12 protein-coding genes and 4 pseudogenes are annotated in these 26,910 nt (G+C 62.3%); 7 read left to right on the forward strand and 9 right to left on the reverse strand.

Features of this window, described 5'->3' with window-relative positions; translation table 11 throughout:
• Positions 1-41 precede the first annotated feature (41 nt).
• The 6 genes from ACN22W_RS33150 to ACN22W_RS33175 form a co-directional block, all read right to left on the reverse strand.
• Complete coding sequence (locus ACN22W_RS33150) at positions 42-10,631, reverse strand: LysM peptidoglycan-binding domain-containing protein (RefSeq protein ID WP_419690336.1); 10,590 nt, start codon at positions 10,629-10,631, stop codon at positions 42-44.
• Positions 10,632-10,691: 60 nt separating this feature from the next.
• Entirely contained in the window at positions 10,692-12,128 is a 1,437-nt protein-coding gene (locus ACN22W_RS33155) for a hypothetical protein (protein WP_419690337.1), read from the reverse strand.
• A complete protein-coding gene (locus ACN22W_RS33160) occupies positions 12,125-15,727 on the reverse strand; it encodes a hypothetical protein (protein WP_419690338.1) in 3,603 nt (1,200 codons plus the stop codon). The genes ACN22W_RS33155 and ACN22W_RS33160 overlap by 4 nt, the downstream gene beginning before the upstream one ends.
• A gap of 719 nt (positions 15,728-16,446) precedes the next feature.
• On the reverse strand, positions 16,447-16,794 hold the full coding sequence (locus tag ACN22W_RS33165; protein ID WP_419690339.1) for a hypothetical protein: 348 nt from the start codon (positions 16,792-16,794) through the stop codon (positions 16,447-16,449).
• Between the two features lie 706 nt (positions 16,795-17,500).
• Positions 17,501-17,635 carry a ribbon-helix-helix domain-containing protein gene (locus ACN22W_RS33170; protein WP_256249986.1) on the reverse strand — a complete coding sequence of 45 codons (135 nt, stop codon included), beginning with the start codon at positions 17,633-17,635 and terminating at the stop codon, positions 17,501-17,503.
• Positions 17,636-17,682: 47 nt separating this feature from the next.
• Positions 17,683-17,817 carry a hypothetical protein gene (locus tag ACN22W_RS33175; RefSeq protein WP_196319559.1) on the reverse strand — a complete coding sequence of 45 codons (135 nt, stop codon included), beginning with the start codon at positions 17,815-17,817 and terminating at the stop codon, positions 17,683-17,685.
• A 153-nt stretch (positions 17,818-17,970) separates the two neighbouring features.
• Between ACN22W_RS33175 and ACN22W_RS33180 the strand changes: the two genes are divergently transcribed.
• The 7 genes and pseudogenes from ACN22W_RS33180 to ACN22W_RS33210 all read left to right on the forward strand — a co-directional run bounded on the left by ACN22W_RS33180 (position 17,971) and on the right by ACN22W_RS33210 (position 22,674).
• A complete protein-coding gene (locus ACN22W_RS33180) occupies positions 17,971-18,222 on the forward strand; it encodes a hypothetical protein (RefSeq protein WP_343491994.1) in 252 nt (83 codons plus the stop codon).
• Between the two features lie 194 nt (positions 18,223-18,416).
• Positions 18,417-20,003, forward strand: coding sequence for a glycosyl hydrolase family 18 protein (locus ACN22W_RS33185; RefSeq protein WP_419690340.1), 1,587 nt, complete (start codon positions 18,417-18,419; stop codon positions 20,001-20,003).
• A gap of 120 nt (positions 20,004-20,123) precedes the next feature.
• Positions 20,124-20,279 (forward strand): annotated as a pseudogene (locus ACN22W_RS33190) (IS6 family transposase); the annotation flags it as partial.
• A gap of 145 nt (positions 20,280-20,424) precedes the next feature.
• A pseudogene (locus ACN22W_RS33195) lies at positions 20,425-20,596 on the forward strand (transposase); the annotation flags it as partial.
• The gene (locus ACN22W_RS33200) at positions 20,554-20,796 is read left to right on the forward strand and encodes an integrase core domain-containing protein (RefSeq protein ID WP_419690755.1); all 243 of its coding nucleotides are present in this window, start codon (positions 20,554-20,556) and stop codon (positions 20,794-20,796) included. The pseudogene ACN22W_RS33195 and the gene ACN22W_RS33200, both read left to right, overlap by 43 nt.
• Positions 20,714-21,127, forward strand: a pseudogene (locus ACN22W_RS33205) (ATP-binding protein); the annotation flags it as partial. The gene ACN22W_RS33200 and the pseudogene ACN22W_RS33205, both read left to right, overlap by 83 nt.
• 417 nt (positions 21,128-21,544) lie before the next feature.
• Positions 21,545-22,674, forward strand: a protein-coding gene (locus ACN22W_RS33210; RefSeq protein WP_419690341.1) for an IS3 family transposase whose coding sequence is annotated in 2 segments (ribosomal slippage) — positions 21,545-21,794 and positions 21,794-22,674 — 1,131 coding nt in all. Because the reading frame shifts where the segments join, the coding sequence is not laid out codon by codon here.
• A gap of 5 nt (positions 22,675-22,679) precedes the next feature.
• On the opposite strand, the pseudogene ACN22W_RS33215 reads toward ACN22W_RS33210, so the two are convergent.
• The 3 genes and pseudogenes from ACN22W_RS33215 to ACN22W_RS33225 form a co-directional block, all read right to left on the reverse strand.
• Positions 22,680-23,117, reverse strand: a pseudogene (locus ACN22W_RS33215) (gamma carbonic anhydrase family protein); the annotation flags it as partial.
• A 15-nt stretch (positions 23,118-23,132) separates the two neighbouring features.
• Positions 23,133-23,429 carry a 3-keto-5-aminohexanoate cleavage protein gene (locus ACN22W_RS33220; RefSeq protein ID WP_419690342.1) on the reverse strand — a complete coding sequence of 99 codons (297 nt, stop codon included), beginning with the start codon at positions 23,427-23,429 and terminating at the stop codon, positions 23,133-23,135.
• A gap of 181 nt (positions 23,430-23,610) precedes the next feature.
• Complete coding sequence (locus tag ACN22W_RS33225; protein ID WP_419690343.1) at positions 23,611-26,547, reverse strand: Tn3 family transposase; 2,937 nt, start codon at positions 26,545-26,547, stop codon at positions 23,611-23,613.
• Between the last annotated feature and the right edge of the window lie 363 nt (positions 26,548-26,910).

Raw genomic sequence — 26,910 nt, forward strand, 5'->3', positions numbered from 1 at the left:
CGGGGACGGGCGACCGGCTGGGGGCGGTCGCCTTTTGATCATCAAGCAAGGCCATCAATATCGACATACACATCGTCGATCTTGACGATCGGAAGGCTCACTCCCGGCGCGGTGCCGTGCAGCGTCACGGAGAGGTTGATCGTTGCACCAATGCCCTTTAACGCGCTGCGATGGTCGGTGAGCCATGCGCTGACGGCATTGGCGAGCGAGGTGATGTTCGACGACGACGGTTCGCCGGATGGCATCAGGGCGACGGGTAGCGTGATGCGAGGGCCAACGCCCGCTTCGCTGATCGGGTACCGGGCACTCGCGCTGACCTGTGCGATCACCCAGCTTGCATCATCCGTCGCCAGCAATTGCGTGAAGAACGCGTCGAGATACGCCGATAGCTGCGCCGGCGGCGAGACCGGCGGCTTGAGCGAGGCGAGGTCGTAGCGCGTGCCGGGTGCCGGCACGAGCGGAACGGCGGGTGTCGCGAAGGCAACGGGCGGCGTCGAGAACACGAAGTCGTTGCTGACCGTCCGGCCGGGAACGAGATCGAGATTTCGCTGGAATTCAATCGACGTGTCGCCCGTCTGGTAGCGAACCGCATCAAGCGCCGAGAAGGCCGCCGTCATGGGCAGTCCGAGCGCGGCCTCATAGCCGAGATACTGCTTCGTCGCGGAATCGTAATAGCGATAGGTCGCGGGGTACGTCGAGGGCGGATCGGCGGGCAGCGGGGTATACGACGTGGACAAGTACTCGATGAGCGGGACGAGGCTTGCGTCACCGCTCACATGATCGACGATTACTCGCGCCGAGCCATCGTTTTCGTCCTCTTCCAGCTCGACCGAGAAGCTGAGCGTGACGGGCGGTGGGCCGGAGGGCGCGGCGTCGAGCAATGCGGGCGCGGAGCGCTTGCCGTTCGCCCAATCGGCGTAAGCGGCATTCAGGCTCCCGATCAGCGTCTTCCATGCGGCGAGCGCGGCGGCTGCGTTGAGGTAGGCGGGGGTGGTGGTGCTGATATCCGGCGTGATCTGTGGCAGATACGTATTGAAATCGGCAAAGATCGCGGGCGCGCAGGAAAGCAGTCCGGCGAGCGCGACGAACAGCGCATTCGACGGTGCATTCGCGCTGTTCGATTGCATGGCGCGCGTGTTGAAAGCGACCGTCCCCAGCAGCGAGTCCTGCGCGACGCCGCTTGGCACGTAGGTGAACGTGTAGTCCCAGTGTACGAGGTCGTGCGGGGCAGGGGCCGGCGGCAGCTTGCTCGCGTCCGCCGTTTGCGCCTGCGCCGTCGGCGGTGTGGGCAGCGCAAGCAAGGCGACCGGAATCTCGAGCGTGTTGCCGGCATTGATCGGATACGAGATCGGGCCCGTGATGAACCCGATCCAGCTGCTCTGGCGGTACCCGTCGATACCGGCCACGGCGGTGATGTCGTTCTGCAGATGCGTGATCTGGTACGTGAGCGGAATGGACACGTTGGTCTGCAACGTGGGGTTCGAGCACGTGAACAAAAAGGCGAGCGCCGACTCGGCTGTTGCGTTTTCTTCGGTCTTGCCGCCTGTGGCGGCATTGAGCGGCAGGAGCGCCTGCGAAAACGTATAGTTGGGCGTCCTGGCGTTCGGTGCCGAGGGTGCCGGATTCACGGGGAGCCCATAGAGGGCCGGCGGACTCGCGGTGCCCGGCTGAGGCGGCTCGTGGGTCGTGGCGTTCGTCACGGGCAGCACGACTGTCGCGGTGACGGCGTAGGCGTTGCCGAGCTGCTGAAGCAGAGACTGTTTCAACGTCTCCTTGGCGGCCGCCAGCGTGGCCGGCGAAGCGTCCGGCTGGGCGAGGATCGACCGGATGGTCCCGGCGATCGTCGTGGCGAGTGCGGATTTGTCCTGGAGTATGTCGAAGAGGAAGCCCGCGGATGCCGGATCGTTGCCTTGCAGCTTGTCGAGCATGAAGGTCTGAACGACATACGCGGGCGACAGGAAGTTGTCGATGAGTTCCAGTGCTTGCCCAAACCAGCTGTTCAGGTCGACGTTCGTAAAGCGTGTGGAGGGGCCGCTTCCAAACTGCAGCGGCTTTCCTGTCGTGTAGACGGGCAGGACGACGCTGCCTGAATAGAGGCTGTTGGCGAGCGGCTTCGGCGCGAAGAACGAGGCCGCCGTACCCAACGTGAACGCGATCCCTTTCGACGAGTTGTTCAGATTGAAGCGAACCGACCATACCGTGTAGGTCTGGTTCGAGAGCGCCTCGTCGGGGTCCGCTGGCCCGGTACCCGCGCGCAGTTGCCAGTCGTGCGTGACGAAGGCGGTTTCGAAGCCGCGGGCGAAGGTCAGGAGCGCGTCCACTGACGCATCGGAAGCCGCGTCGTCTGCTTCGCCCGCAGGCGCCGGCGCCGGCACGGAGAGCACGTAATCGAGCTGAGGCGAAATCTCCGTTTCGATCGATGCACCACCCGTCGTATCGAGCAGGCTTGGATCGACGAGATCCGTCCGGCGGCTCTGAACCAGCCAGAGCTGGAGACGCGTGACGTTCTGATCGACAACGCTGGCGAGATCGATGTCGAGCGTGAGCTTGACGGAGAGGTCCGCCGGCGGTGCGACAGGCTGGCTTGCGGCGGCGGCATTGACGGTCTGTGCGCAACGGTTGACGAAGTCGATCAATTGCGCGGCGGCCGTCGCGTCGAGTGGCTGTGCCGCTGCGCCCGTCAGGCTGTTGCGGATCGCGAGGGCGACGGCGGCGCCGGTGAGCCCCGGGATGTCGAGGCGGGAATAGTCCTGATTGAGCTGGAAGTAGACGTTGTTGAAGAGCGTCGCATCGGTCACCGCCGCCTGCGCCGGCTGGCCCGCCGAAGGCTGGTAGGCCGCGGTGTTGAGCTGGAGTGTGATCTGCAGCTGCGGGGCGCCCGCGGAGCCCGCATAGCGGTAGGACGCGCTGACATTCGGCCACTGGCTCAGCGCGATGAGCCGATCCGTGTAGAGGATCGGTATCGGGGCGTTGTTCAGCGGGCCGGTGTAGCCCGTCGGCGGATCGTTGAAAGGCGTGGCGGTCTGGTTGCCGAATACGTCGAGCCAGCGCAGGCTGAGCTGCGCAAACGTTCCGACGCCCAGATACGGATTGGCGCTCGCCGGCGGAAGATTCGCCGGCGGATTGGCGGGCGCGGCGTTCGCGAGCGCGTTGGCGCCGAACGTGAGCGCCTGTTCATAGCCGAGGATGCCGCTGGCCGCTTCAGCCTGCAGCATGGCCCGGCGCGCATGAGGGTCGAGGATGGCGGCGACGCGCGACGCATGCCGCAACGACGCTTGCAGCGTGCGATCGGCGTGCCGTGCGGAAAGCTGCCGCCGGGTCTGCGGCGCACTGCTGTTGTTCGTCGGCCCGAACGGAAGGCCGGCGACGCTGTTCGAAAAGAACGGGTTCGCGTGGTAGCCGGCGTCGAGCAGGGAGTAGAGCGAGAACAGGTACTGCTGCCCATAGTCGGCGCTGGCCGGATCTACGGGCGCAGGGAGATTCGCACGCGTGAGCTGCAGGCCGATGTTGCCGACGCCGATCGACTGCGATACCGAGAAGCCTTGCGAATCGACGTTGAGCGCTTGCGTGTTCGCAATCAGTCCCGCCGCGCGCTGCGCCATGCTGCCGACCTGCTCCACGTCGAGGCCGAAGTATTCGGCGATGCCGGAGAAGGTATCGCCCTGCTGCACGACGTAATCGATCGTGGGAATGAACAGCAGCGTATAGAGCACGGGCGCCGTGGCGCGAGGGTTATAGCCTTGCAGGGCCGCGGCGGTGATGACCGTTGCCGGTGTGGCGTTATGCGAGTAGTAGCGCGCGACGGTGCCCCAGACGTCGCCGCTGGCGATATCCGCGGGGGTGACTTCGTGCACGGCGGCGCTCAATGCGAAGGTGCTGCTTGGGGTCAGCGGCGCCAGCGGGTTGTCGCGGGCGACCGTGCCGGGCGTCATCGAATAGCGCGTCGCGAAGCCGGCGAGCGTATCGGCGCTGCGCATGCTGGCCGTTTGCGGATTCGACTGCGAGACCATGACGAACGTGCTGCGGGCCGGATCGATGTTGCCGGTCGTCACGACGGCGTTGCAGCAATCGGTCATCCGGGCGCTCGAGGGCAGGCTCGCGTCACGCGCATAGGTGACGAGAATCGTGAGCGTCGCATAGCCGCTTGCGTCGAAGATGCCGGACGGCAGGGCGGTGCCCTTCGCCAGCCCGTTCCAATAGAAGCTGTAGCCGCCGGACTGCACGGTGCTCAACTCCCAGAGCAACTGGATGAATTCGCTGAAGTCGTTGGCGAAGTTGTTGACGAGCGGTTGCTGGGCTCCGTCGGCGGAAGCCAGGCCCGCGGCGGTCCCGCGAGCCTGGGGCGGCGGATTGCCCTGCGTCGACAGATTGGTGCGCGTCACGAACGTGTAGACATCGCTCGTCAGGTGGCCGACGAGGCCGGCCTGTGCGCCGGAGGGGTCCCCGTAGCCGACGATCAGGCCGCTGATGGCCGAAGGCCCGGCTGCCTTCAGCAAGAGCAGGATGCGCTCCAGCAGCTGCGCGTCGCTGGGGTTGGGGCCGAGCAGCTCATAGGCATTCGGGGCGAGTTGCGTGACCGGGGGCGCGTTGCCGGGACCGGCCGGCAGCAGCGTGTTCGTCGTGGCCGTCTGGGTCTGTGCGCCGGCCGATTGCTGCAGTTGACGGATCTTGAAGTCGATGCGCGTGGCCAGCGTGAAATCGGCCACGGGTGCCGGGATCGCGATATGCGTGGTCGGGTCCGTGGTGAGCGTCATCGGCGCCAGTACGGGCAGATAGGGGAGCGCCGCGCTCAGGTCCGCATCCGCCGTCAACGCGCCTTGCTGAATCTCGACGGCGCTCAACAGCGAGGACGGAAGCGCCCACACGATGGGCTTTACCTGCGCCGTCGGACTCGGCTTGGAACCCGGCGCCGATGCGATCCGCAACATCTCGGCCGTGCCCGAGGTGGTCCATGGCAGATAGGCGGACGCCGCGAACTGCTGGGGCACGAGCCGAAGCGGCGCTTCGGCGGCGACGGTCAGCGGCGGCTCCACGTTCTGGCCGTTCGGGTTGTAGCCGTGGGCGATGGCCCAGTCGAGCACGGTCTGCAGATTGGCCGCTGCCGGCGAGAGATCCATCTTTCCCGAGTCGTTGCCGGCGCTTCCGTTGATTTGCAGCCAGTCGAGCGTTTTCTCCTTCGCCAGCGAGATCGGAACGTCGGTAAACGAAGTCACCGGGAATTGCTGGCCGGTCAACTGATAGAGACCGTAGTCGGGCTGCTGCGCGGGATACAGGAAGGCCGACGGCAACGTGAGCCCCGGCGTGTTGGGCAGACGCAGCCCCTGCAGCATGAAGCGCGAGACCATGCCGGCCGTGTTTCCGATGGTTTCGCCCGCGGCGACTGCCTGAGCCAGCTGCTCGCCCGTGAGGTCGTCCAGGTTGGACAAATGGACGAGCGTCGTCTGGCTCGAATCGAATTCGAAGAGGCCGGCGACGGTCAGGTTTTGCGCCACGCCGACGAACGCCTCCGTCGTGAGCCCGAAAGAGTTGAAGATCGATTCGAGCGTGTCGAGCGGGCTCTTTGCCGTGGTGTAGGCGATCGACGGGATCGCAAGCGTCGCTCCCGGCAGCAAGAGCGTGTTCATCGCCCACAGATCCTTGTCGGCGGCGAGCGTGGCCAACGGGATCCCGAGCGCGTCGGCGACCGACGCGAAGCTGCTGCCGGGTTCGGTCGTCGTCGATGCCGTCCCGACCGTGATCGTGACGCCCGGCTGCAGCAGCGCCGTCGCGCGCGCGTTGGCGTCGAGCTCGATCAACGCATCGGGGGTCGTCGCGTAGGCCGCCGTCGAGTTCGTCGGCGCGGTGTAACGGACCGCGATCGCGTCGAGCGTGTCGCCGCTTTGCACCGTGTACCCGAGGCCCGCAAGCTGGAGAACGCTGCCGGCGGTGAGCGTCAGCGCGCTGTTGGCGTTGACGAGATCGGCGGGCGTGAAGTCGGGATTGTGCTTGCCATCGATGTGCGCAAAATCCACGATCGACTGGATCGAATCGTTTTGCCGCAGGACGTACGGGTAGGACGTGTAGGCGTCGATCGCGGCTTGCAGGAGCTGGCGCGCGATCAACGCGAAGGAATCCTCGAAGACGACCTGCGTGAGCGATTCCGGCGTCGTGCTCGAGGTCGCCGGCGGGCAGTCGGAAGGTGGCGGCGACGCCGGAGGATTCGCCGGATTGACGAGCGTCGCGGCGAGCTTGTTGAACGCTGCGATCAAGGCGCTGCGATAGTCCGGCGTGACCTGCGCCCAGTTGCCGAGCGCGATCGAGACGGTCTTGCCCCCGGCCGTGGGGGACGGCACGGTGAGCTCGAGCCCCGGGAGCGCGGGGAAGATCACGGCACCGGCCTTGAAGCGGTCCTGCAATGACTGGCTGAGCAGCGAAGGGTCCGTGACGACGTCGACCGTGAAGGTCGCCTTCAGAAAATCGATGATGCTCGCCATGGGAATGGCAGGCTGCGTGGTGGGGCACGCGAGCGAATTGAGCGTGACCTTCAGATCCTCGATGGTGACGGGGGTCGTGTCGAACGCGTCGGCGGCGATGCCCGGATGGGAGGTGATCACCCACGGCAGCAGTGCGCTGCAGAGGCTCGCGAACGACGAACCGGAGGCGTTGCCTTTGCCGTCCGCCGAAGGCGCGTCCATCGAGAACAGCGTGACGAACGCGCCTTGCTGGCCCTTGAGCGTGAGATTGGCGACATCCGGAGCGAGCACGGTGAATTGCGGTGCCATCAGGATCGTCAGGGTCGCGGGGGCTGCGTCGGCCAGACCGGCCGCATTGGCTTTCGCACGGGCCGTGAACGAAGGATGCGCGGCAAACGTCAGCGGAACAACGCCGCGCCGGGCTTCCATGCGGCGCATCCGTCCGACCTTTGCGCGGTGACGGTTGCTCGCCGGAAGCGCCCGGCCGCGCGGCGCTTCGAGCGCGTATGCGGCGCCTGGCGGCGTAAGCCAGGGCGCCGGGTCGCGGCTCGGATTCCGGATCGTGAAATCCTCCGAGATCGTCGTGGCGAACGAGAAGCTGATCGAGAACGAGAAGAGGCCGAGATTGATGCGCACCGAAACCGATACCGAGACGGATGCGGAGACCGAAAGCGGGATGTCGTGGTAGGCCTCGTAGACGATTTGCGCGGCGATGGTGATGGTGAGCGAGACGCTGGCCGAGATGATGGCGAAATTGACGGTGCCGTAGAGCTTGCCGCAGATGCCGAACTGGCCTTCGAGCCAGAAGTAGTTGGTGGCCTGGACGCTGGTGTCGCTGCCGGGCTTGCTCGGCAGCTGATAAGGATGGTAAGGCGCGATGACGCCCTGAATAATCCCGAAGAACGTGATCGAGAAACCCGCCGAGAGGATGCCCTTGTCGATCGAGTAGCCGATGCCGGCCTGCAGGCCGAGGCCGAACTCGATCACGGGATCGAAGGTGCCATGGATCGTTTTCGGCAGGTTGGTCGCCGTTGCATGACTCAGTTGACCGTAGTAGAAGCCGCCGCCGCCCATGACCGGTATGCCGGGTGGCACGATCATCTGGATAACGAACGACTGCGAGAAGTCCATGTTGTACGGGAAGCCGACGTCGAAGAGGAAATCTCCGTTCGTGTACACCTCCACGCCGATCGACGGCAGCGTGATGTTGACCGCGCCGAAGTTCCACTGCCGCAGCGCGGTGGGAAGCGTGAACTCGATCTGATAGACGCCGATGCTGTCGGTGACCTTCTTGTACATGATGTCGAACGACAGGTCGGCGAGCGGGCCGGCTTTGCTGCCTGCGAAGGCGAGGCGCAGGCCGTAGAGATTGGGGTCGTTGAAGACCACCATGACGTCGATGGTGTAGGTGTACCCCTTGCCGCTCGGGTTCTTTACGCCGAGCAAGAGCATGTGAGCGGCAATCAGCCAGTTGCTCTGCGCGTTGTAATACGGCTGATTCGCCGCGCCGCTGCCGGGATTGACGGGATTGCCCCCGCCGGCGAGCGTGCTCGGGATGAGCTTGAGCGAATCGATGACCTGCTTCGTCGTGTTGAGGTTGGCGTCGTTGATCGACACCCTTTGGCCGAGGGCCAGCAGCTGCAGGTCGAAGAGCTCGTTGCCCTGGCCGGGCACACCGGGCATCTGGGTGACGTCCTGGCCCTGCGCCGGCTTCGACCCGTCATTGTCGGGGCTTGCGAAGAGATTTTTCCATTGGTCGCTACTGCTCGCGAGCGGCGACGAGCCGCGGATCGAAAAAAGGATCTTGTTCGTCTTCGGATCGCGATTGAAGTCGAAGCCCTCGATGTTGAGAAAGCCGGTGGTGATCGGGCTCGGCAGCGTGTAGGAGGCGGTGATCTGGTTTTTCGCGTCGGCGGCGAGGTAGAACGTAATGGACAGGCCGTCCAGCGAAATCGAGTTGAGGAAGGTCCAGGGGCCCGACAGCGAGAAATAAGAGTCGCCGGTCAGCTGTACGAGTTCCGTCACCAGCGTGCCGAGACTCCAGCCGTTGAACGACAGCGTGATGGTCTGATGCGTGCTGTCATAGGCGCCCGTCACGCCCGCCCATTGGACGGTCAGCGTCGTTCCGCCCTGGCTGCCCGGCTGGTTGAACGCATAGCCGATCGTGAGCGAGGGGATCGACGCGAGGCTGATGGTGCCGAGCACGGAGCCGGAGAACCGGTTGGTCGCCAGGCTGCCGTCATAGGCGAGCGCGAGGCTTGCCTTGCAGGCGATCGGCAGCCCCGGCAGCGCATCGGTGCTCCAGTCCAGGGCGCCCGAGATCGAGTACGAAGACGCGCCGGTGCCAGTGGGAATGGCGGCGTCGACCGAGAACGTTTCGACGACGAGATGGCTTGGCAGGAATTCCGGGAGGAATCTGCCGAGATCGCTGTCCAGCACGTCGAAGAGGTCGACGAGCAGTTCGCCGAGATTGAGCGGCGACGCGAGCGAGCTGCTGAGCAGCCATTGCGGGCGCGCCGCTGCGCCGTCGTACTCGATTGCGACGTTCAGCCCCACGGGGCCGACGATCAGCCCCCCTGTCATCGAGGCGCTGTAGGTCGTCTTCGCGCCCGCCGTCCGCGGCGTTTGCGCGCCGATCGCCAGCACCATGTCCTGCACGCGCAGCAGTGGATTGCCGTTGTAGGTGATGACGTCGACTTCGAGGTTGACGACGAAGGAGAAGGAATACGCCCCGGCGCTGGTATCGATGGAGAGCAGGACGTCGCTGAACGTCACGTCGATGCCCGAGGGCATGCCGACGAGGCCGCCGGTGATCGCCGGCAGCAGGTCCGCCAGGCTGACCTGGCCGTTGAAGGCTGCGGTGATCGCGTAGTCCTGGTCGATCGTCACGACGAACTGTCCGCCATCCTTGCCGTCGTTGTCCTTGAACACGGTCGGCATCAGTGTGAACGTGCTCGTGAACAGCAGCGATTGCTGCCTGGATTTGGCGGTTGGATTGAGAACGTACCAGTCCAGCTCGAGCGAGGTCAGGGTGACGCTGAACTTGCCGGTGGGATCGTCGATCAGGACCAGGCTGAAGCCGTCCACCGTCCCGACGGAGACACCCGTCGAGGTGATCGACGGCGTGGCGGCGCCGGAGGCCCACACGGCCGTGACGTTGACGCCGAGGAGGGCGATGCTCGTGAAGAAGCGCTGGATCGGCGCCGGCACCGCGCCAATGAATTGTGTGTCGACGCCGGCGATGGCTGCGATATTCGCGGGCGTCAGGGCGTTGGGCAGTGCCTTCGACGGCGTGAGGAACAGCGAGTAGTTGCCGCCACCGGCGGCGTTGTCCGCGAAGATCATGACCGAGCAGTCCACCACGAGCGGCGGCGTGGTGGCCGTGGTCACGGTGGCGGCGAATACGTAGGCGATGTCCTGCGCGGCGTCCTCGTCGTCGTCGGGGTCCGCGTCTGCCGGGACGGGGCCGATGGAAAGCTCGAAGCGCGGCGCGACGGCGCTGAAGCCGAGCAGCGAGAAGCTCGTCGACGGCAGCCATGCGTTGAGATCCATGACGGGATAGGCGCCCGAGGCGGCGACGGCCGACGCGTCGAACGGACCGCTGATGACGAGCGGCGAAGGCAGCGTCAGCACCGGGCTCGTGAAGCTCAGGATCGATTGTGCATAGTCGTTGAGCTGCGCCGTTCCTGCGAAGTTCATGCCGGCGGCGAGCGGGATTGCGCTGCTCGACGGCGTGGGCCAGTTCACGCTGCCCGCCGCGGAGGAAAACAGCATGCAGGGCTGCGTGATGGCGAGCATCGAAAACGGCTTGCCCACCATCTGGAAAGAGCTGGTGGCGAAGCTCCAGTCCCCGCGCAAATTCGTGACGATCTGGACCAGCAGGGTCGAGGTGTCCGCCGGCAGCGTGAAAACGAGCGCGACGGCGGTATTGGCGGCCGTCGCACCGAAGAGCCCGTTCGTCAACGTCGCGCCGGTGACGCTGAACGTGTCGCCGGCCACCGCGCCGACCGTGCCTTGCCCGACCGACAGCCCCGTGGCATCGCCCAGGCAGAACGCGCTCTTGAGCAGCGCATCTAAGTCGGCAGGCGGCGTCACGCCTGCCGAGGAAAGAAAGGCGGCGTTGAGGTTGACGGGCCACGAGGCGTTGGCGAAGGCGGTCTGCAGCGACTGAAGAGACACGATCGAACTCCTGGGTAGTTAGGGCTGCATGACGTTCGAAACAGGGGCGCCGCGCTTCTTCTAGAAGCTGAAAAAAAGAGGAAGGTGATCGCTGGTCCCGCGCACCGTGGGGTAGTTGCCCAGATTGCGAATGAACCCGTTCCGGATGCCCAGGATGTTTTCTGCGTTGGCCCGGACGGCGACGTCGGGCGGTATTTGCGCCGGCGGTACAGGCGGCGGCGGGGGATACACCAGATTCCAGACGGTTTCGAGCTGCGTCGTGAATGCCTTGTGGCCCACATTGGCCGCGCCGGGGTTGCCACCCACGGCACGATAGACCGAACCGACGACACCATTGATGATCGTCATCTGCGGCGGGTTCACGACGGCCGCCGCCGCGCCGGCCTTGTACAGGATGTTGTCGAGCGAATCGGAGGGCGACACGATGTTCCCTGCGGCGTCGTACGACACCGACGTGTAGTCAAAGCCGGGATAGTTGCTGGTCGTGGTCGACGTGCTCCAGAAGCGCGCTCCCGAACGGATGACGTTGCCGTATTCCTTGTCCTTCGTTGATTTGATCGGCAGGATATGCGTCGCGAAGTAGGCCCGGTACTGGCCCACCATGCCCGGCACAGGGGCGGGGCCGATCGGGTTGGGGAGCAACCCCACGGCGAACGGATAGGTAACCGGCGCCGCGCAGAGCCTGCCGTAGCAGTTCGTGTAGGCGCCGGCCGGCGTCAGCAGGTTGAGGTTGAAGTCTCCCAGGACGAGGCGTATCTCATTGGCGGCAGCGGCGCCTGTGATGACGGGAATCGTGGCCAGGTTGTTGAGAAAGGTCGCGGCCGCGGCCGGCGATGGCGGCGAGTGCACGATGAAGAGATTGACGTTTCGATTATTGGCGATATCCCAGAACGTCGCCTGCATCGGCGCTCTCAGCGTGCCGAAGTCGATGTTGCCTCCCGGTGGGGCCGGCAGGGCAAACTCGACGCGCGCCGCGCATCGGTTCTGGGTTGCGCCGCCGCCATGATTCCATGCGCCGGCAGGAATCGCGGTGGCGGCCATGGTCTGCCAACTCAATGGATAGTCGGCACTGGTTGCGAAGGTCGTGGCGTTCGGCGATGGCGCGGTGCCGCCGGCCCAGAAATTGGGACCGGTGAATACCAGCTGGTCGCGACGAAAGAAGATGCCGACGCTCTCGTGGTTGCCCGTCTTGATGGGTGGCACCAGATCGTACGGTCCGATGGTCTGCAGACTTTCCAGCAATACCAGCAGTCCGGCGCCGCCGCCGCTGTGTTGGTGGACGAGTTCTCCGCGCGCGGCGAGCTGGGGCGCCTCGACCTCCACGACGACGAAGATCTGCGGTTTCAGGTCTTCGACATGGTCGGCGATGTAGTTCAATCGGAGCGCCGAGTGGGTGTCGAGCTTCCGGCGCTTGCCGTATTGGTTGCGCTTTTGCCCCTGGTCCTGAATCTTGTTGATCGCGAAGTCCTGGATATTCCAGTAGAGAATCGTGCTCATTGCGCCGTCTCCAGGGAGGTAGGCAGCCTGGCTATCGCGGATGCGCTGTTCTCGACGTAGGCCGCGTACCAGCCCAGGCTTCCGGTGCCGTTGGGATCGCCGAAGAGAAACATGTCGATGCTCGCGCTCGAGGGCAGCTTGGCAAGGCCCAGAAAGCTGACGGCGATATTGCCGAGACACAGCGTGAACGCGTAGGTGGGCGGCGTCGCACCGTTGTTGATCGGCGCATACGAGAGCGAGATGTTGCCGACGGTCAGCTGGACCACGCCCTGCAGGCTGAATGCGCTGGCGCCGGGGGAGGCCCCCGGAAGCTGCAGGCCCGCGAAGGCCGCATAGCGTGTCGCGCTGCGGGCTGATTGCGGGCTCCACGCGAACAGCAGTTGAGAGGTGAACCCCGCGGCCGACGCGAGCGCGCCCGGGCCGCCCATGTTGACCAGAAAGGAAATGCCGTACCAGTCCTGGGACACCGGCAATTGCGGCGGCGCGCCCGTCGTGAAGCGCACCGGCAGGAAGCCCTTGGCGGCGGGCGTCGTGCCGGCGGTTGCCGCCACGAAGCGCTGCGGTTGCAGCGCGAGGCCCGCCGCCGTGCTTCCGGCTCGAAGCAGACTGCCTGCCTGATCGAAGACCATGTCCGTTTCGACGATCTGGTACGTCGTCATGTTGGGACTCGCGACCGGCGAGGACATATCGATGTGGAGGTTCGAGAATGCGAGGCCGCCCGTGGCCTTCGCGGAATCCGTGTCCGCCGGCATGCCATAGGACATGACGTCGAAGTGGTTGCCCTGGCCGTCGTTGAGCACGGCGAAGTCGAGGCTGCCCCAGATCAGGATGCGGCTCAGGATGTTGGGCGGCGTCGCACCGTCGTTGCTGGTGAGCGTGTTGTAGATCATCTTGTCGATCACGAGCGCATCGAGGATGTTGCTGTCCGGCACCATCACCGTCGTGGCGTCGCTTTCGAAGAGGTAGGTGCCGGTGTCGCCCTGGCTCTGGTAGTACCCGGTCAGCACGACACCGTTGGCGGCAAGCTGCGTGGCGCCCGCGTACGAGGCCGTCACGGTGGAGCCGAGGGCTTGATTGATCGTGACCTGTACGTGGCTCTGGAAATCGACGAGGGTGCTGTTGAAGAACAGGCTCTGCAGCTGCAGGACGGTGAAGTTGTAATTGCCGCTGACGGGCAGGGGCAGCGGCTGGGTAGGCGACCCGCCGGCGGCGATGTTCTGCACATAGGCGGGCAGTTGATAGTCGACGAGTCCGAAGAAGCTGCTTTGTCCGGGGATGGAGAAGTTCTTGCCGTCGTAGTGAACGGGGCTTGCCGTCACGCCGAAGTGGTGGGCGCGAAATTGACTGAAATCGATGCCCGCGGCAAGGCCGGCGAGTTGCGGCGGCAGATCCTCGGGCGTCATGTCGGCGGCGAGCGCGAGCACGCCTTGCCACTGCGGATTGGTCACGATCGCCTTGAAGTTCGCGTACAGCGCGTTGCCTGCGTCCGCTTTGGCGATCGCGCTTGCGAAGTAGCCCTGCAAGGCTTGCGACAGCACGGCCACGCCGGAGCTGGCATCCGGGTTGGAGAAGTCGGATGGGTCGACCCATGCGCTCGGCGTGGCCACGAGGTCCGTGAGCGTGCCGATGCAGAACTTCAGGATGAGCACGTTGCTGACGTTCGACGAGCTGGCGGTTTCTCCGACATTGATCTGCATGGTCCAGCCGGCGACGTCCACCGTGTTGGCGAACCTGCCATCGGCGGAGGTGCCCACGTATTGGTTGTTGACGATGACGGCAAACAGCTGGTTGGTCTGGAAGAGGCCCTGAAGCTCCGGGCTCATGCTCAGAAACGCCATCTGGATGGGTGTCTGGGTCGGATCAGGCTGCGACTGGGCAAGAATCACCGCCGCATAGTCGGTGTGGCCGTCTGCTGTCTCGATTTGCGCGAGCAAGCCTTGCGGGGTCGTGCCATTGGGGATGACCGCCGGCGGGGCGGCTGTCGTCGCGAGCGCCGCGCGAGCCGCCTTGGCAGAAGCGATCAGGGGGCGCGCGGACGCGAGAATCGTATTGCGCCGTGTTGCCGAGAGCACTTTGGCCTCGTAGCTGCTCCATTGGTCCGGCGGGATTCCCGCTGTGGCGGACAGCGGCACCCCGGCCCAGGGCGCCAGCGGGAAACTGACGGGACCGAGCGCCGTGGTGGGCTGCAAGGCGCCGACGACCGTGCTGCCGTTGCCATAGGGGCCAGCCTGGCCAAAGAGCGGATTGCCCTCTGGTTGAGCGCTGTAGGTCGGCGCCGCTTGCGCGTTGGCGACGACTTCGGTCCAGCTCGTGAGGTACGCCGTCGCGCCGGCGGCGGGCTGTGGCAGAGGCGGCGTCGCGACACCCGAGGAAGGGTTGGACAGGTCGGCTGCCGGCAACGGAAAGACCGGCGTATAGGCAGGCGAACACGCGATAAACCGCAGCAGATCCGCTGACGCCGTACCGCCGACGGGCTCCATGTTCAAGGTTTCGGTGCCCGCGAGCCCGCACAGCACCGAAATCTGGGTCGTGCTCCCCGCGACGCCGAGCCGATAGTCGCCGACGGGCGCTGCGTAAGACGTGGTGCTGACCGGCAGGCCGGTCGCCGGATCGATGACCATCGGCGTGGCGGGTTGGAAGACGAAGCCTGCGTCGTACGCGGCGGGCCCTGAAGGCACGCTGCCGCTCGCAACGGGAAGCAGGCACACCGGTTGATTGGTCGCGGTGCGGTAGCAGCTCGGCAACGATACCTCGGCACCCGGTGCGGGCAGCGTCACGATCGTGCGATAGATGCCGGCGTCCGGTTGCGATCGCGACAACGGGCCAGTGCAGATCGGATCGATAGGGTCGAACGACGCCAGGTAGGGCATCGTTTGGGCCGCACTCAAATCCAGCAGGGGAAACTGCTGCACGGTATCGGGCGCACCCGGACTCCCATAGGCGAACTGCATGCCGACCAGAAGAGCGCTGGCTCCGGGCGTGATGGTCATCTTGCCGGCCACGATGAGGCAACCTGCGCAGTTCCCCGAGAACGGAAGGTAGGCCTCGTTCGCGGCGTTTTCGTTCGAGGCAACGGTGAAGCTGAGCGTGGCGGGACAGTTGATGGCGATAAAAGGACTGAGCCCCCGGAAATGGAGGCTGTCTTGCTGCGTGTCGAGAAAGATCCCGCTTGGCATCGCGAGAAAGAGATCCGTTCCGACGTTCGCATTGAAGTCGGACTGAAGCGTCAACCCCGCGATCTGCCGTGAAAAGGAGAATGCGAAATACTTTGCGTTGCTGTCGCTGAAGGAGGGCGCCCCGAAAGTCAGCGGAGCGGCACTGGGGAGCCAGACGCAATACCGTCCCAGCACGCCGGAAGGCGCGAGCCAATTCTGAACGGCCGATACGAAGTCGTTGGCGGTTTCCGTACTGGTGAACGACGGGGCGGCCGGTGCGAATACAAAGGAGCCGCTATAGCCGGTCAGCGCGTCTTGAAGCGGGATCGGCGCGTTCGGATTGTCGTCCTGGGGGGAGAGGAGATAGGCGCACCAACCGATGGAGGCGCCGGGCGGGGCTTGATACAGGCCCGACTTTGCCACTTGCTCGAACGCTACGCTCATCTTTGCTCCCCAGAGGCCAGATCGCGATATCGGCTGCGAAGTTCGTAGGCGGTGCCGTTGCTGACGAGAAGGTGCAGGACAAGAACACTTGTCCGTTCGCCAGCCCGGAAGGCGGCGTGAGCACGAACTGCGCGCTACCGTTGATCTTGTCCGAACCCACGATCAGGTCGGCCGGCACAACGGCAACCGGAGAAGACGGTAATAAGAAAGCGGTGAAGATCTGCTGCCCCGCGTCGATGAAGGCGACCTCGGCACCATAACGACTGCCGTTCTGGATACGTGTTCTGGCCAGGACGGAACTCGTAAGGTTGTAATCCATCTGCGCGAGTACGGCTGTATCAGGTACGTTCCATGACACGACACTGCCTTTAAACTGAAACGGTGGATTCTTCTGCGTCTGTATGGAGAAGACGCCATCGATACGGGACGGATCGGGCGAAGCAGCGATGACGAGACTGATTGAGCCTTCTGCCTTGATGCTGTCGAAAGCGACTGAAAAGTGATGCAGCGGCTTTGAATACGTGAGGACGAAATGATCGACGCTTGCGCCGCCCAGGCTTAGCGAAATATCTGCCTGCACTTGCGGGGTGTTGCTGGTCGAGTAAAAGACGGTAAGCGACGATATTTCGCGCTGGCCGGACACAGTTTGTGCCGCGGCCAGCGTGTGAACGGTGATGAGGGTCGCTATCGTGAGAAGACGACGCATCATCACCGAATGATTATTTATCCGTCAGCGTCCAGCTGTACAACTGGTTTTGCAGTTGGATTCCCTTGTTGTCGCCGCTATCGTAGGTGAGATTGGCGAAGATGTTCCCGGATTGTAGCGAGGTGGGTACGGTCAACGTAAACGAGCTGCCGGCGTAAATCACGACTTCGGCGCTGCCGCCGCCGATTTTGATTTCGGGCGTGACGCCGGTGTTTGCGCTTTGAATGAGTACCTGGGTCCACATGACCGTGCCAGCGTTGATGATGCTGACGGTGGCCACGTTATTCGTCGATGCGCCCTGCGACGTGACTACGGTTTGAATTTGTACGGTAGGCGTGAGGTTATAGCTAAGAGTGGGCACGGGTTCCTCCAATTAGGGTTAAAACCGCTCTTTGACTATGGAGGTGGCGCACTAAAGTGTCAAGGCATTTCCCATATAAGTGGTTTTGTTTTGGCGGGAAAGCTTGGTATTTCATTTTATTGAATAAAGTTTGCGATACTCTCATTATTCGGCCGATGGTGGATTGGAACCTGGCTGAAAGATTGATCGATCGGTTTATGAAGAAAACGCTTCATGGATAATCGATTGCGGCCCGTGTTGCCCCGCCGTGGAATTGGCGAGAACCATGCCAAGATCTGTCGCATGTCATGGTGAAGTGGTGTCTGCTATGGGCAAGGGCACGATGGAGGGGCGAGCTTTGTACCGCGGTGATTTCAGTGTTGTTGCCGGGTAGGTTTATTATTTGACATAATGCTGACTAGCGAAGTTTTTATGGGGTCTGGTTGATATTGGAGGACTGCAGTCAACGTCACGAACGCTGACGTCCGCGTCGCCGTCGCCGATCGCTAATTTCGCGCGCGGCCTTCGGCAGGCCGTCGCGCACACGGGCCTCGAGCTCCGCCAGCGTATGCGGTACCGGCCGAAGCTCCATCACGTCGGCCACCGCTTCAGGGGGCACAAGCAACGTGTCGGATCCCTCCATAAAGTATCAATTGATACCAGCGTGCGGTTCACATGGTGCCAGATACAGGGGTGCCACGGCGCGACCGAATCGAATGGCGGTCGGTCACTTCGGCTTGTGGCCGGCGAGCCCGCGCAGCGCAGCGCGTTGCGGATTCATTACTTCTGACGTGGCATAGGTGCCGCTGGCGACCTGCTGCCGCACGCCGTCGGCCATCTCGCTCGGGAGGCTGATACTCATTGCTGGGCGATGCCCGTGGTGCCTCCTACTCCATCCTCGTAACGCCGTCACGGACCGTGGTTTGCCAGGTGCGCGCCGGGCGGGCCGAAGTACAGCGCCGCGCGATACCAGCGCTGACGCCGCTTGCGAATCAGTGTGAGCAGATCGGCACACGTAGCGACGTCGGCGGCCGTGAGCCGCACAATGAGCTGGGGTCGAACCAGCCCTCGAGCGCGTGCTCGGGCTGTGACGTCTCAACGAGACTCGCAGCCCTCCGCGCCCTGCTTCGGGTATGAAGAGCGATGCGAGCGCGGATCTCGCGCAGGGCCCCGCCGTGGACATTGTTACGTATTTAAATGCATATCCGTGCCGATGTTCAAGAATACGATGCGCTTCAACAGCGTATTAAGGTTGACTTAACAGTTATCACATTGTCGTCGCCGGATTTTTCGGGATATCGACTACCCCGACATCTGCAGCCGATCAAGATGGATTTTCTAAATAATCGTTTTCCAAGCACCTATGCCAGACTGCTTCCGCTTTTAGGACCGCCAGGCGCGAATCTCATCGTGGTGCGGGAAGTCATTCCCCTAAACGGTGCCGAATAGATTTACGCAAGCCAACAACGACATCGAAATCAGTCTTGCAAAAAAAGGGGGGCCATAGATTTTCTGAAGCGCCCCGAAATTCTCCTTGCATTTCCCAAATCCTGACCAATACTGATACCACTTTAATACCAAATACATACCAAAGTAAACCAGGCTTTATCACCGGCATCCGCCATAAAGCAAAGGAGAATGCAATGCAACGTTCGATTTACCGCCTGTGCCTGCCCCTGATCGGCGCGAGCAGCCTCATCGTGGCCAGCTCTGCGGCCCATGCGCTGCCCAGCTGCAGCGCCTGGCAATCCAGCCAGATCTATAACGCGGGCGATTACGCCTTGTACAACGGCCAAACCTGGCAAGCGCAATGGTGGACGCGAGGGGAAACGCCTACAGCCAGCCAAGGGGCCGTTTGGCAGCAGCGCGCCGCCAACTCATGCGCGCCTGTCAGCGGCGGCGGCTCAGGCAGCGGCGTGCCGCCGGAACCCACGCCCACCGTGGGCTACAACGTGGGCTCTTATTTCACCCAATGGGGCATTTATCAGCGCCAGTACTTTGTGAAAAACCTGATGGCCAGCGGTGGCGATAAAAAACTCACCGTGCTCAACTACGCTTTTGGCAATGTCTACGCCAACGGCCAGTGCGGCATGGTCACGGTCGCGGAAAGCGGCAATGGCGATGGCGGCGACGCCTGGGCGGATTACCAGCGCGCCGTCTCCGCGGCGGAGTCCGTGGACGGCCAGGCAGACAGCTGGGACACCCCACTACGCGGCAACTTCAACCAACTGCGTAAGCTGAAACTGACAAATCCGCAGCTCAAGGTGCTGATCTCCCTGGGCGGCTGGACCTGGTCCAAGAACTTCTCCACCGTAGCCGCCAGTGACGCCAGCCGCCAGGCGCTGGTTTCCTCCTGCATCAACCTCTACATCAAGGGCAACCTGCCGCAACAAGAAAACGCTGGGGGACAGGGTGTGGCGCTGGGCGTGTTTGACGGCTTTGACATCGACTGGGAATACCCGGTGGCCGGTGGCCTGCCCACCAATCATTACAGCGCGGCGGACAAGCAAAACTTCACCCTGCTGCTGGCGGAGTTCCGCCGTCAGCTGGATGCGCTGGGCCAGCAGAACAAGCGTCGCTATTACCTTTCCGCCGCGCTGGGCGCCGGAGTGGACAAAATCCGCAATACCGAACCGAGCAACTACGGCGCTTACCTGGACTGGGCCAATGTGATGTCTTATGACTTCCATGGCGGCTGGGAAGCGCAAGGCCCCACCAACTTCCAGTCCAACCTCTACCCGGATCCGGCCAATCCGGCCCAGAACGACGCCAAGTTCTATGATATCGACGACGCGGTGAATGCCCTGGTCAGTGCTGGACTGGCCCGCAACCGCATCAATGTAGGCATCCCCTTCTATGGCCGCGGCTGGACCGGCGTGGCCGCCGGCCCTTATGGCAATGGCCTGTATCAAAGCGCCACCGGCCCCGCGCCCGGCACTTACGAGGCCGGTTACGAGGACTATCGTGTGCTGGGGGGCCGCGCAGGCGCGCGTTATGTGCATCCCGTCACCAAGCAGCTGTGGAGCTATGACGGCACGCAGTTCTGGAGTTATGACACACCGGATGTGATCCGCACCAAGCTGGGCTATGTCAAAGCCCAGCAACTGGGCGGCGTGTTCAGTTGGTCATTGGATGGCGACGATATGCAAGGCTCACTGCTGTCCACCATGGGCGAGTTGCGCAGCGCCACCGCCGCCACCAAGCCCACCGGGGTGGCGCCGAACCGTTAATGCCAGCAAGGCATTTTTAGCTGGAGTCCAGCCTGCCGGTCCGCGTGCCCGATCCCTCGCTCAAGGTACGCGGACTTTTAACGACGCACCGGCATTGTCACGTTTGCGTAGGATAACGACATGAAAACGACCTCGCTCTATCGTGGACGCCGGTTTCCTGCGGCCACCATTGCTCAGGCCGTGCGGTGGTATTTCCGCTTCCAGCTCAGCCTGCGCGATGTCGAAGAATTGCTGTTCGAGCGCGGTGTCGTGGTGAGCTGCGAAACGATCCGGCGCTGATGCGACAAATTTGGCGGGCCCAACGGGTTCATTGCGTTTCTGCGCCATCGAGGATAGAAGTGGCCTCGCAAATTCGGACAGCCAGATAAGTGGATCGGCCGGGGCCTGAGCCAGCGATAATGCTGGCAAAGGAACCGAGGAAATGACGAAGAGAACCCGACGCACGCACTCAGCGGCGTTCAAAGCGAAGGTGGCGCTGGCAGCGGTCAAGGGCGAGCGCACGCTGGCCGAGCTGGCGCAGCAGTTCGATGTGCACCCGAACCAGAACCGAATGGAAGCGGCAATCGCAGGAGCGTGCGGCGGACGTGTTTGGCGCAGCATCAAGTACGAAGAGATTTACCTGCGGGCCTACGAGTCGGTCAGCCATGCCCGGCGCTCCATCGGCGACTACATCGAGTTGTACAACCGGAAAAGGCCCCATTCGAGCCTGGCGGATCAGACTCTCGACCGTCGAGCTGACCAACGCACTGGAGCAGGAGAAGTCCACCGGCAAACAAGGCCAGATCGCCCATAAGCTGATGTACGTCGACCTGGTGATCCTCGACGAACTGGGCTACCTGCCGTTCAGCCAGACCGGTGGCGCATTGCTGTTCCACTTGCTCTCGAAGCTGTATGAACACACGAGTGTCGCGATCACCACCAACCTCAGCTTCGGCGAGCGGGCGACCGTGTTCGGGGACGCAAAGATGACGACGGCGCTGCTGGACCGCGTCACCCATCACTGCCACATCGTCGAAACGGGCAATGAATCCTGGCGCTTCAAGTCCAGTTCTGCCAAGGCGAAGGCAACGAGAAAGAGAGCAGCAAAAGCAACAGGCAGTGAGGAGCTATCCACATCGGAATAGATGTACTACGCTGTCTCGGGGTGGGTCAGATTCAGATGAATACGGTGGGTCACGATTCGGTGGAAATCAACAGAGACGGAACAGCTTCTAAAATATTTCGGAGATAAAGCAGGCAGCGGCATTCGTGACCGCCGCCTGCAGTACTACCCTCCGCTGTCGATTTATCGGCATAGCCACGAGTTCTGCTCTGATGGTATGCCTTGCCTACAAATTGACGAACAAGCCAGAATGCCCGAGCTGCCTATTGACGCCCCAAAGTTAGTCGATCCTTAGGAGCTTTTCCCGGAAGTGCGGGCGTCGTTGCTCAGCGTAGAAGTATATATTTGTCTGCAGCTTGATCACTTCTTCGTCCTGACCTTTCCCCACTGAAGTATCCCACTGTAAAGTTAGTGGCAAGGCCGCAGGAGAAACCTTGTCATGAAGAAGTCGCGGTTCAGTGAAGAGCAGATTATCGGGGTGCTGAAGGAAGCCGATGGAGGCATGAAGGTCGCAGACCTGTGCCGCAAGCACGGCATATCGGATGCGACGTTCTATAACTGGCGTAGCCGCTACGGTGGCATGGATGTGTCGGAAGCACGACGATTGCGGCAGTTGGAAGAGGAGAACCAGCGACTCAAGCGGTTGGTGGCAGACCAGGCGCTGGACATCCAGGTTCTGAAGGACGTTCTCGGAAAAAAGTGAGTTCGCCCGCGCAGCGCCGGGAAGTCGTGCAGCAGGTGATTGAACGGCACGACTATTCGGAGCGCCGGGCGTGCGTGCTCATTGGTCTGAATCGCCGGACGTTCCGGCGGCCGGCCCCGCCAGACGCCGACCACGAAGTGCGGCAACGGCTACGCGAACTGGCGCAGCAGCGGCCACGATTTGGCTCGCCCCGCCTGCACGTCTTGCTACGCCGAGAAGGTCTGGTGCAGAACCACAAGCGCACTGAGCGGCTATACCGCGAAGAAGGCCTGTCGCTTCGCCTGAAACGGCGAAAGAAGCGGCCGAGTCATTTACGCGTGGTAATGCCGACACCCAACGGCACGGACGAAAGCTGGGCGATGGACTTTGTTGCTGACGCGCTGGTGCATGGCCGACGCATTCGAATGTTGACCATCATCGACACGTGGAACCGGGAGTGCCCACACGTCGAGGTCGACTTCTCGCTGACGGGTGTTCGCGTGGCGCGTGTACTCGAGCAGTTGCGGCAACGAGGACGGCATCCCAACCTGATTCAGGTGGATAACGGCCCGGAGTTCGTCAGCAAGGCGCTTGACGCCTGGGCGCACGAGCACGGCGTAAAACTGCAGTTCATTCGGCCCGGCAGACCGGTGGAGAACGCTCACATCGAGAGCTTCAACGGTCGACTGCGTGAAGAGTGTTTGAATCAGCATGCGTTCGTCAGCCTTGACGATGCACGCGGGAGAATCGAAGCGTGGCGCACTGACTACAACGCGGTGCGTCCGCATAGTGCCTTGGGGCAACTGGCGCCGGACCAATTCCGGCAATTGCATCAACCAAAAAACGGCGAGCCCACTAACTTACGAATGGTGCACTCAGCGGGGTAAGGTCAGTCCGACAACATTCGCACCACCTTAGCGGGCGAACCGAGAATCAGCGCACGATCCGGAAATTCCTTGCCAGATGTCACGATTGCGCCCGCACCAACCAGAGACTGACGTCCAATCCTGGCTCCGTCCAGGACTACGGCCTGGATGCCAATCAGAGAGCCTCCACCGATTGAGCAACCATGCAGTACGGCTTGATGACCGACCGTGATGTGCGAATCAAGCTCCAACGGGAATCCCTTCTCGGTGTGTAGCACGGCGCCGTCCTGGATGTTGCACCCTTCTCCGATGCTGAGCGGCTCGGTATCGCCGCGCAGTACAGCACCGAACCACACGCTCGAATGGGCTGCCAAGTGGACATTGCCGATGACCGCTGCCGTGTCCGCGACAAATACACTGTCGTGAATCGTGGGTGTGCGATCGCTGAGTCGATAGATGGCCATTTCGTCCTCAACACGTCATTGGTGAGCCAGCTTCTGCGACCCCACCGCACCGATCGGCATGCTCAGCATATCCCGTACCTGCGCGGAGGTTTGTACAGCAATGCCCTTTGCATGGAGCGCCTCGCGCAACATTCGGACCTGTTCCCACGTGCCTCGAGCTTTCCGTACGCCACCTGGGGCGCGGCTGTCATATACGTTCAAGCCGTCCTCGAGCCCAACTCGAACCCCATCGAGCCCCAAGCTGAGTGCCACATCGGCCAGCATCACCTGCATCGGCCCGGGCAAGAGGATTGGGGCGCCTTTGATTTCCATGCGTTTTTCCGGTTAGGCGCCTTTAGGCCTGGCAAGGCCTTGCCTTGCGGCCCTAAATATTTATTCCGACAAAACAATGGGTTAGTGTCTACCCTTTGCTAACGAAGCAGAGGGCATCTCCAGACGTGATCGCATTGACGATGAGCGGTCCCTTGACCGGCGGTACCAGTACACCCCGTCGTTAGGCGCTCCGACTGGTTGACGAAATGGGGTTGTCGGCCGCGATGCTCGGCAAAATCCGCTTTGCATACAGCGACACGGGAAAATTGAAGGTTCCGCGCCAGTTGATGCCCTCGATATGAGTTGGGGCGATTCGCCGGAGTTGCTCGGTCGCGATCGGCTGCCCCCGGCTAGCTTCGATGTTCTCCAGGGCTCGTTGCATATGGGTGGTGTTCCAGGCCATCAAGATGTTCGAGAGCAGGGTCAACGCCGATGACACTGCCGCGAGCGATTCCTGGCGCCGAGCTAGCTCCACCGGAATGCGACCGATGTGAATTGCGCGTTGCACGGTATGCACCGCTTCTCCCCGATTTAGGGCATGTTGCAACTCCGACCGGAAAGAGGCATTGGTGAAGTAGTCGATCAAAAAAATGCTTCTGAATAAGCGGCCGATGTGAACGCCGCCATCGTACACAGCCTGCCCGCGAGCAGCAGATCCGAATCTCGCAATCGCTTCGACAGCCGTGCATTGGCCAGAGCGAATCGATGCGGCGATCCTCACGAATTCGTCCCACACGTCAACGATGAGGCCGAGTCGGACGTCCCGATCCGTGACCCCTGCGAGCCGCGCCGGCACAACCTGACTGCGAGGCACGTGAAGACGTCGGTCACGAAGGTGTGACAGGCGAGGGCATAAATCAAAGCCAAGTGCCCGGGACACGCTCATCGCGAAATCGGTGTAACCGTGGGTATCGACGGCGAGTTGAGCTATGTCCTTGGTGGCGCTTTGCCGGACGACGCCCTCGATTGCTGCGCCTGCTTGTCGCTCATTCAGGATGATTGGCTGGTCGTAGAAAATGCCCCAACGATCCAGCACATGCGTGTACATCCCGATGGATGCAGTCCGGCGACGTGGATCCGCACGCGCTCGCCAAATCGTCCGGGTTGTCTCCAGCGACATCATGTCGGACGATGCTAGATCGGCTCGCCCCCAGTGGGCGGCGATCGGGTGTTCGTGCATGAATTCAAGGACGGCGTCGGCCGCTGTACGCAGCATTCGTTCGTCCGCGAGACGCTTCATCATTTGACGAATCGCCTCAGTTGACACTTCCGGGACCATCCGAGAAATATCAGCAGCCGTCAGCGATGTGCCGTGAGCCAGGATCGCCGAATACACCATCAGTAACTCGGTGCGCGACCGCGGCTCGCGTCCAAGCAGGGTCCAACTGAAGCGTGTCGCACTATCGATCTCGAGGATGATCTCGGGAAATTGGCCTGGCGGATGAGCTTCGAAGATCTGACGGCGAAGTTGATCGGCTTGTGGGTCTGGATCCTGCGCAGCCATCGGGTCGAGGTGGACAGCAGTATCAACACGGATCGAACCATTGACCACGGCATCATCGAGTAGTGCGAGGCGCTGTTCGAGCTGTTCAAGGATTGGTCCGAGAAATTCGTTCGGGTCTTGGGGCAGGCCGAGGTGTCCATAGTGATTGTTCCGCTTCGCCTTCCACTGCTCGGCCGAGATCAGCATATGCGACTGACTTCTGAACGAGAAGCTGTGGTCGATGAAAACCGAGCCGTTGCGCAGGGCGACACGGAGCGCAAAGAGGGTGGCCCACTCGAAAGCAACCATGGCCCGCAGCCGATCGTAACCATCGATCGCCTCGCGCCACGCGCGCCCAAGCCTGATATTGACCCCGTCGGGCAGGAGATAAGCGCGACGTCGATATAGCGCACGTAGTAACGAGAGAGCATCGACTACAGGATGAGCGCCCTCGGCCTCGAACGGCAGCTGCACGATCCGATTCAAAAGGTTACGGGCGTAGTACCGCTTTCGGACCAGGCACTGCCGTATCTGGCTCCGACGGCTGGTGGGATGCGGTTGCAAAACATCGTCTGCAAGCAGACAAAGCTTCTCCCCGAGCTGTTCGCGCGAGAGGGTTTCATCATTGGCAAGTGCTTTGACGGCAAGCGCGAACTCGCGGAGTTGATCCGCGGCCTTCATCCGCATCGCATCCACTTCACGTGACGTGTCGTTGACAACCTTCAGTACCCATCGCCGGAGCATCTCGAGTACCTGATCAGTCGCAACACAGAGGGAATACCGCATGAAGCAGGCGGCTTCGATTCGTCGGCTTTGGGGTTCGATTCGCTTGCTGATCGATGGCGGGCGACTTGCACAACGGCGGGCGTAGTGGCGCACCATGGCATCGTTGCATTCAACCGGAAAACGCGTTGCCACCTCGTGCATCGTGAGCAAATTGACTTTGTCGAGGATCTCGCTCATCTGATGGGTCGAGTTGCGCAGCGGGACGGCCCACAGCCATCGCTGGAGACTTGAATGTTCTCCATGGGGCTGAGCCAGTACTCTCGCCCAACTCTCGAGTTTTTCCATACCGACGGCATGCTCGAGCGCGCCATGCAGTTGTCCCTCAATGTCGCGTACGGCCTGGACGACAAACTGCCTGAGCATGCGCTCCGGTGGTATCACGATGCGATGGTCGTAGAACCAACGTTTGAGATCGTTCGTCAACTGGCCGCGTTCGGGGCGGCCGGTGAGTTGTTCTTTGAGCCAACGGATGACATACCGACGTTGATGTTCCGCGACGGCTCGAAAATTGATGGCATCCCGAGCAAAGCGCTGGTGGTCGGATAAGGTCTTGAGGTTGCCATCGTAAAGGGAACGTAACGTGCCAAGGTCTGGCGGCTTCACATTCAGCTGTCGTCCAAGATGTCGCCAGAGAACCGTGGGAATCTGCTTGTACGAGCCGAGCGGCCGACCGGTCGTGCGAAGAAAACCGATGTGCAATGCGACCGCGAGTCGAAAGAGATCGGTGCGTCTTGAATCAATGGCAACACGCTCCCGCTTGGAGAACGTGAAGAATGTGGCGAGCTCGAACTCGCTCAGCTCGCGCGGCACCTGCCGGATCCCGAGATAAGCCAATCGCCAGTGGTCCATCAGCGACTCCGCATCAATGACGAGAGCGGCCAAGCGTAGCGAGGCAAAAAATGAGGTGCTACGGGGAAAGTCGGGATGGCGGCTGCAGGTGTCGGTCGCCTAAGAATGGTGTCGGAACGAAAACGAGCCGCGGCGCTCACGTTGCGGTATTTCCTTGCGACCCCAAAATATCGCTAGGTTTAGCTTATGTCAAATAAAGTGAAGGGTATCGACGCGCTCGACGATCAAACCTCCTTTTTCATACCGTTCGCCGAGTCGCCCAACACTCTTGCTGCGATATCCCGCAACCGCGGATCAAATTGAGCCCGGCGGTGTGCTCGCCGCCGGACATGATAGTGGCTACTCAACTGGATCAGCCGGACA

This window comes from Burkholderia theae, from assembly GCF_048565265.1.
Classification (GTDB): domain Bacteria; phylum Pseudomonadota; class Gammaproteobacteria; order Burkholderiales; family Burkholderiaceae; genus Burkholderia; species Burkholderia theae.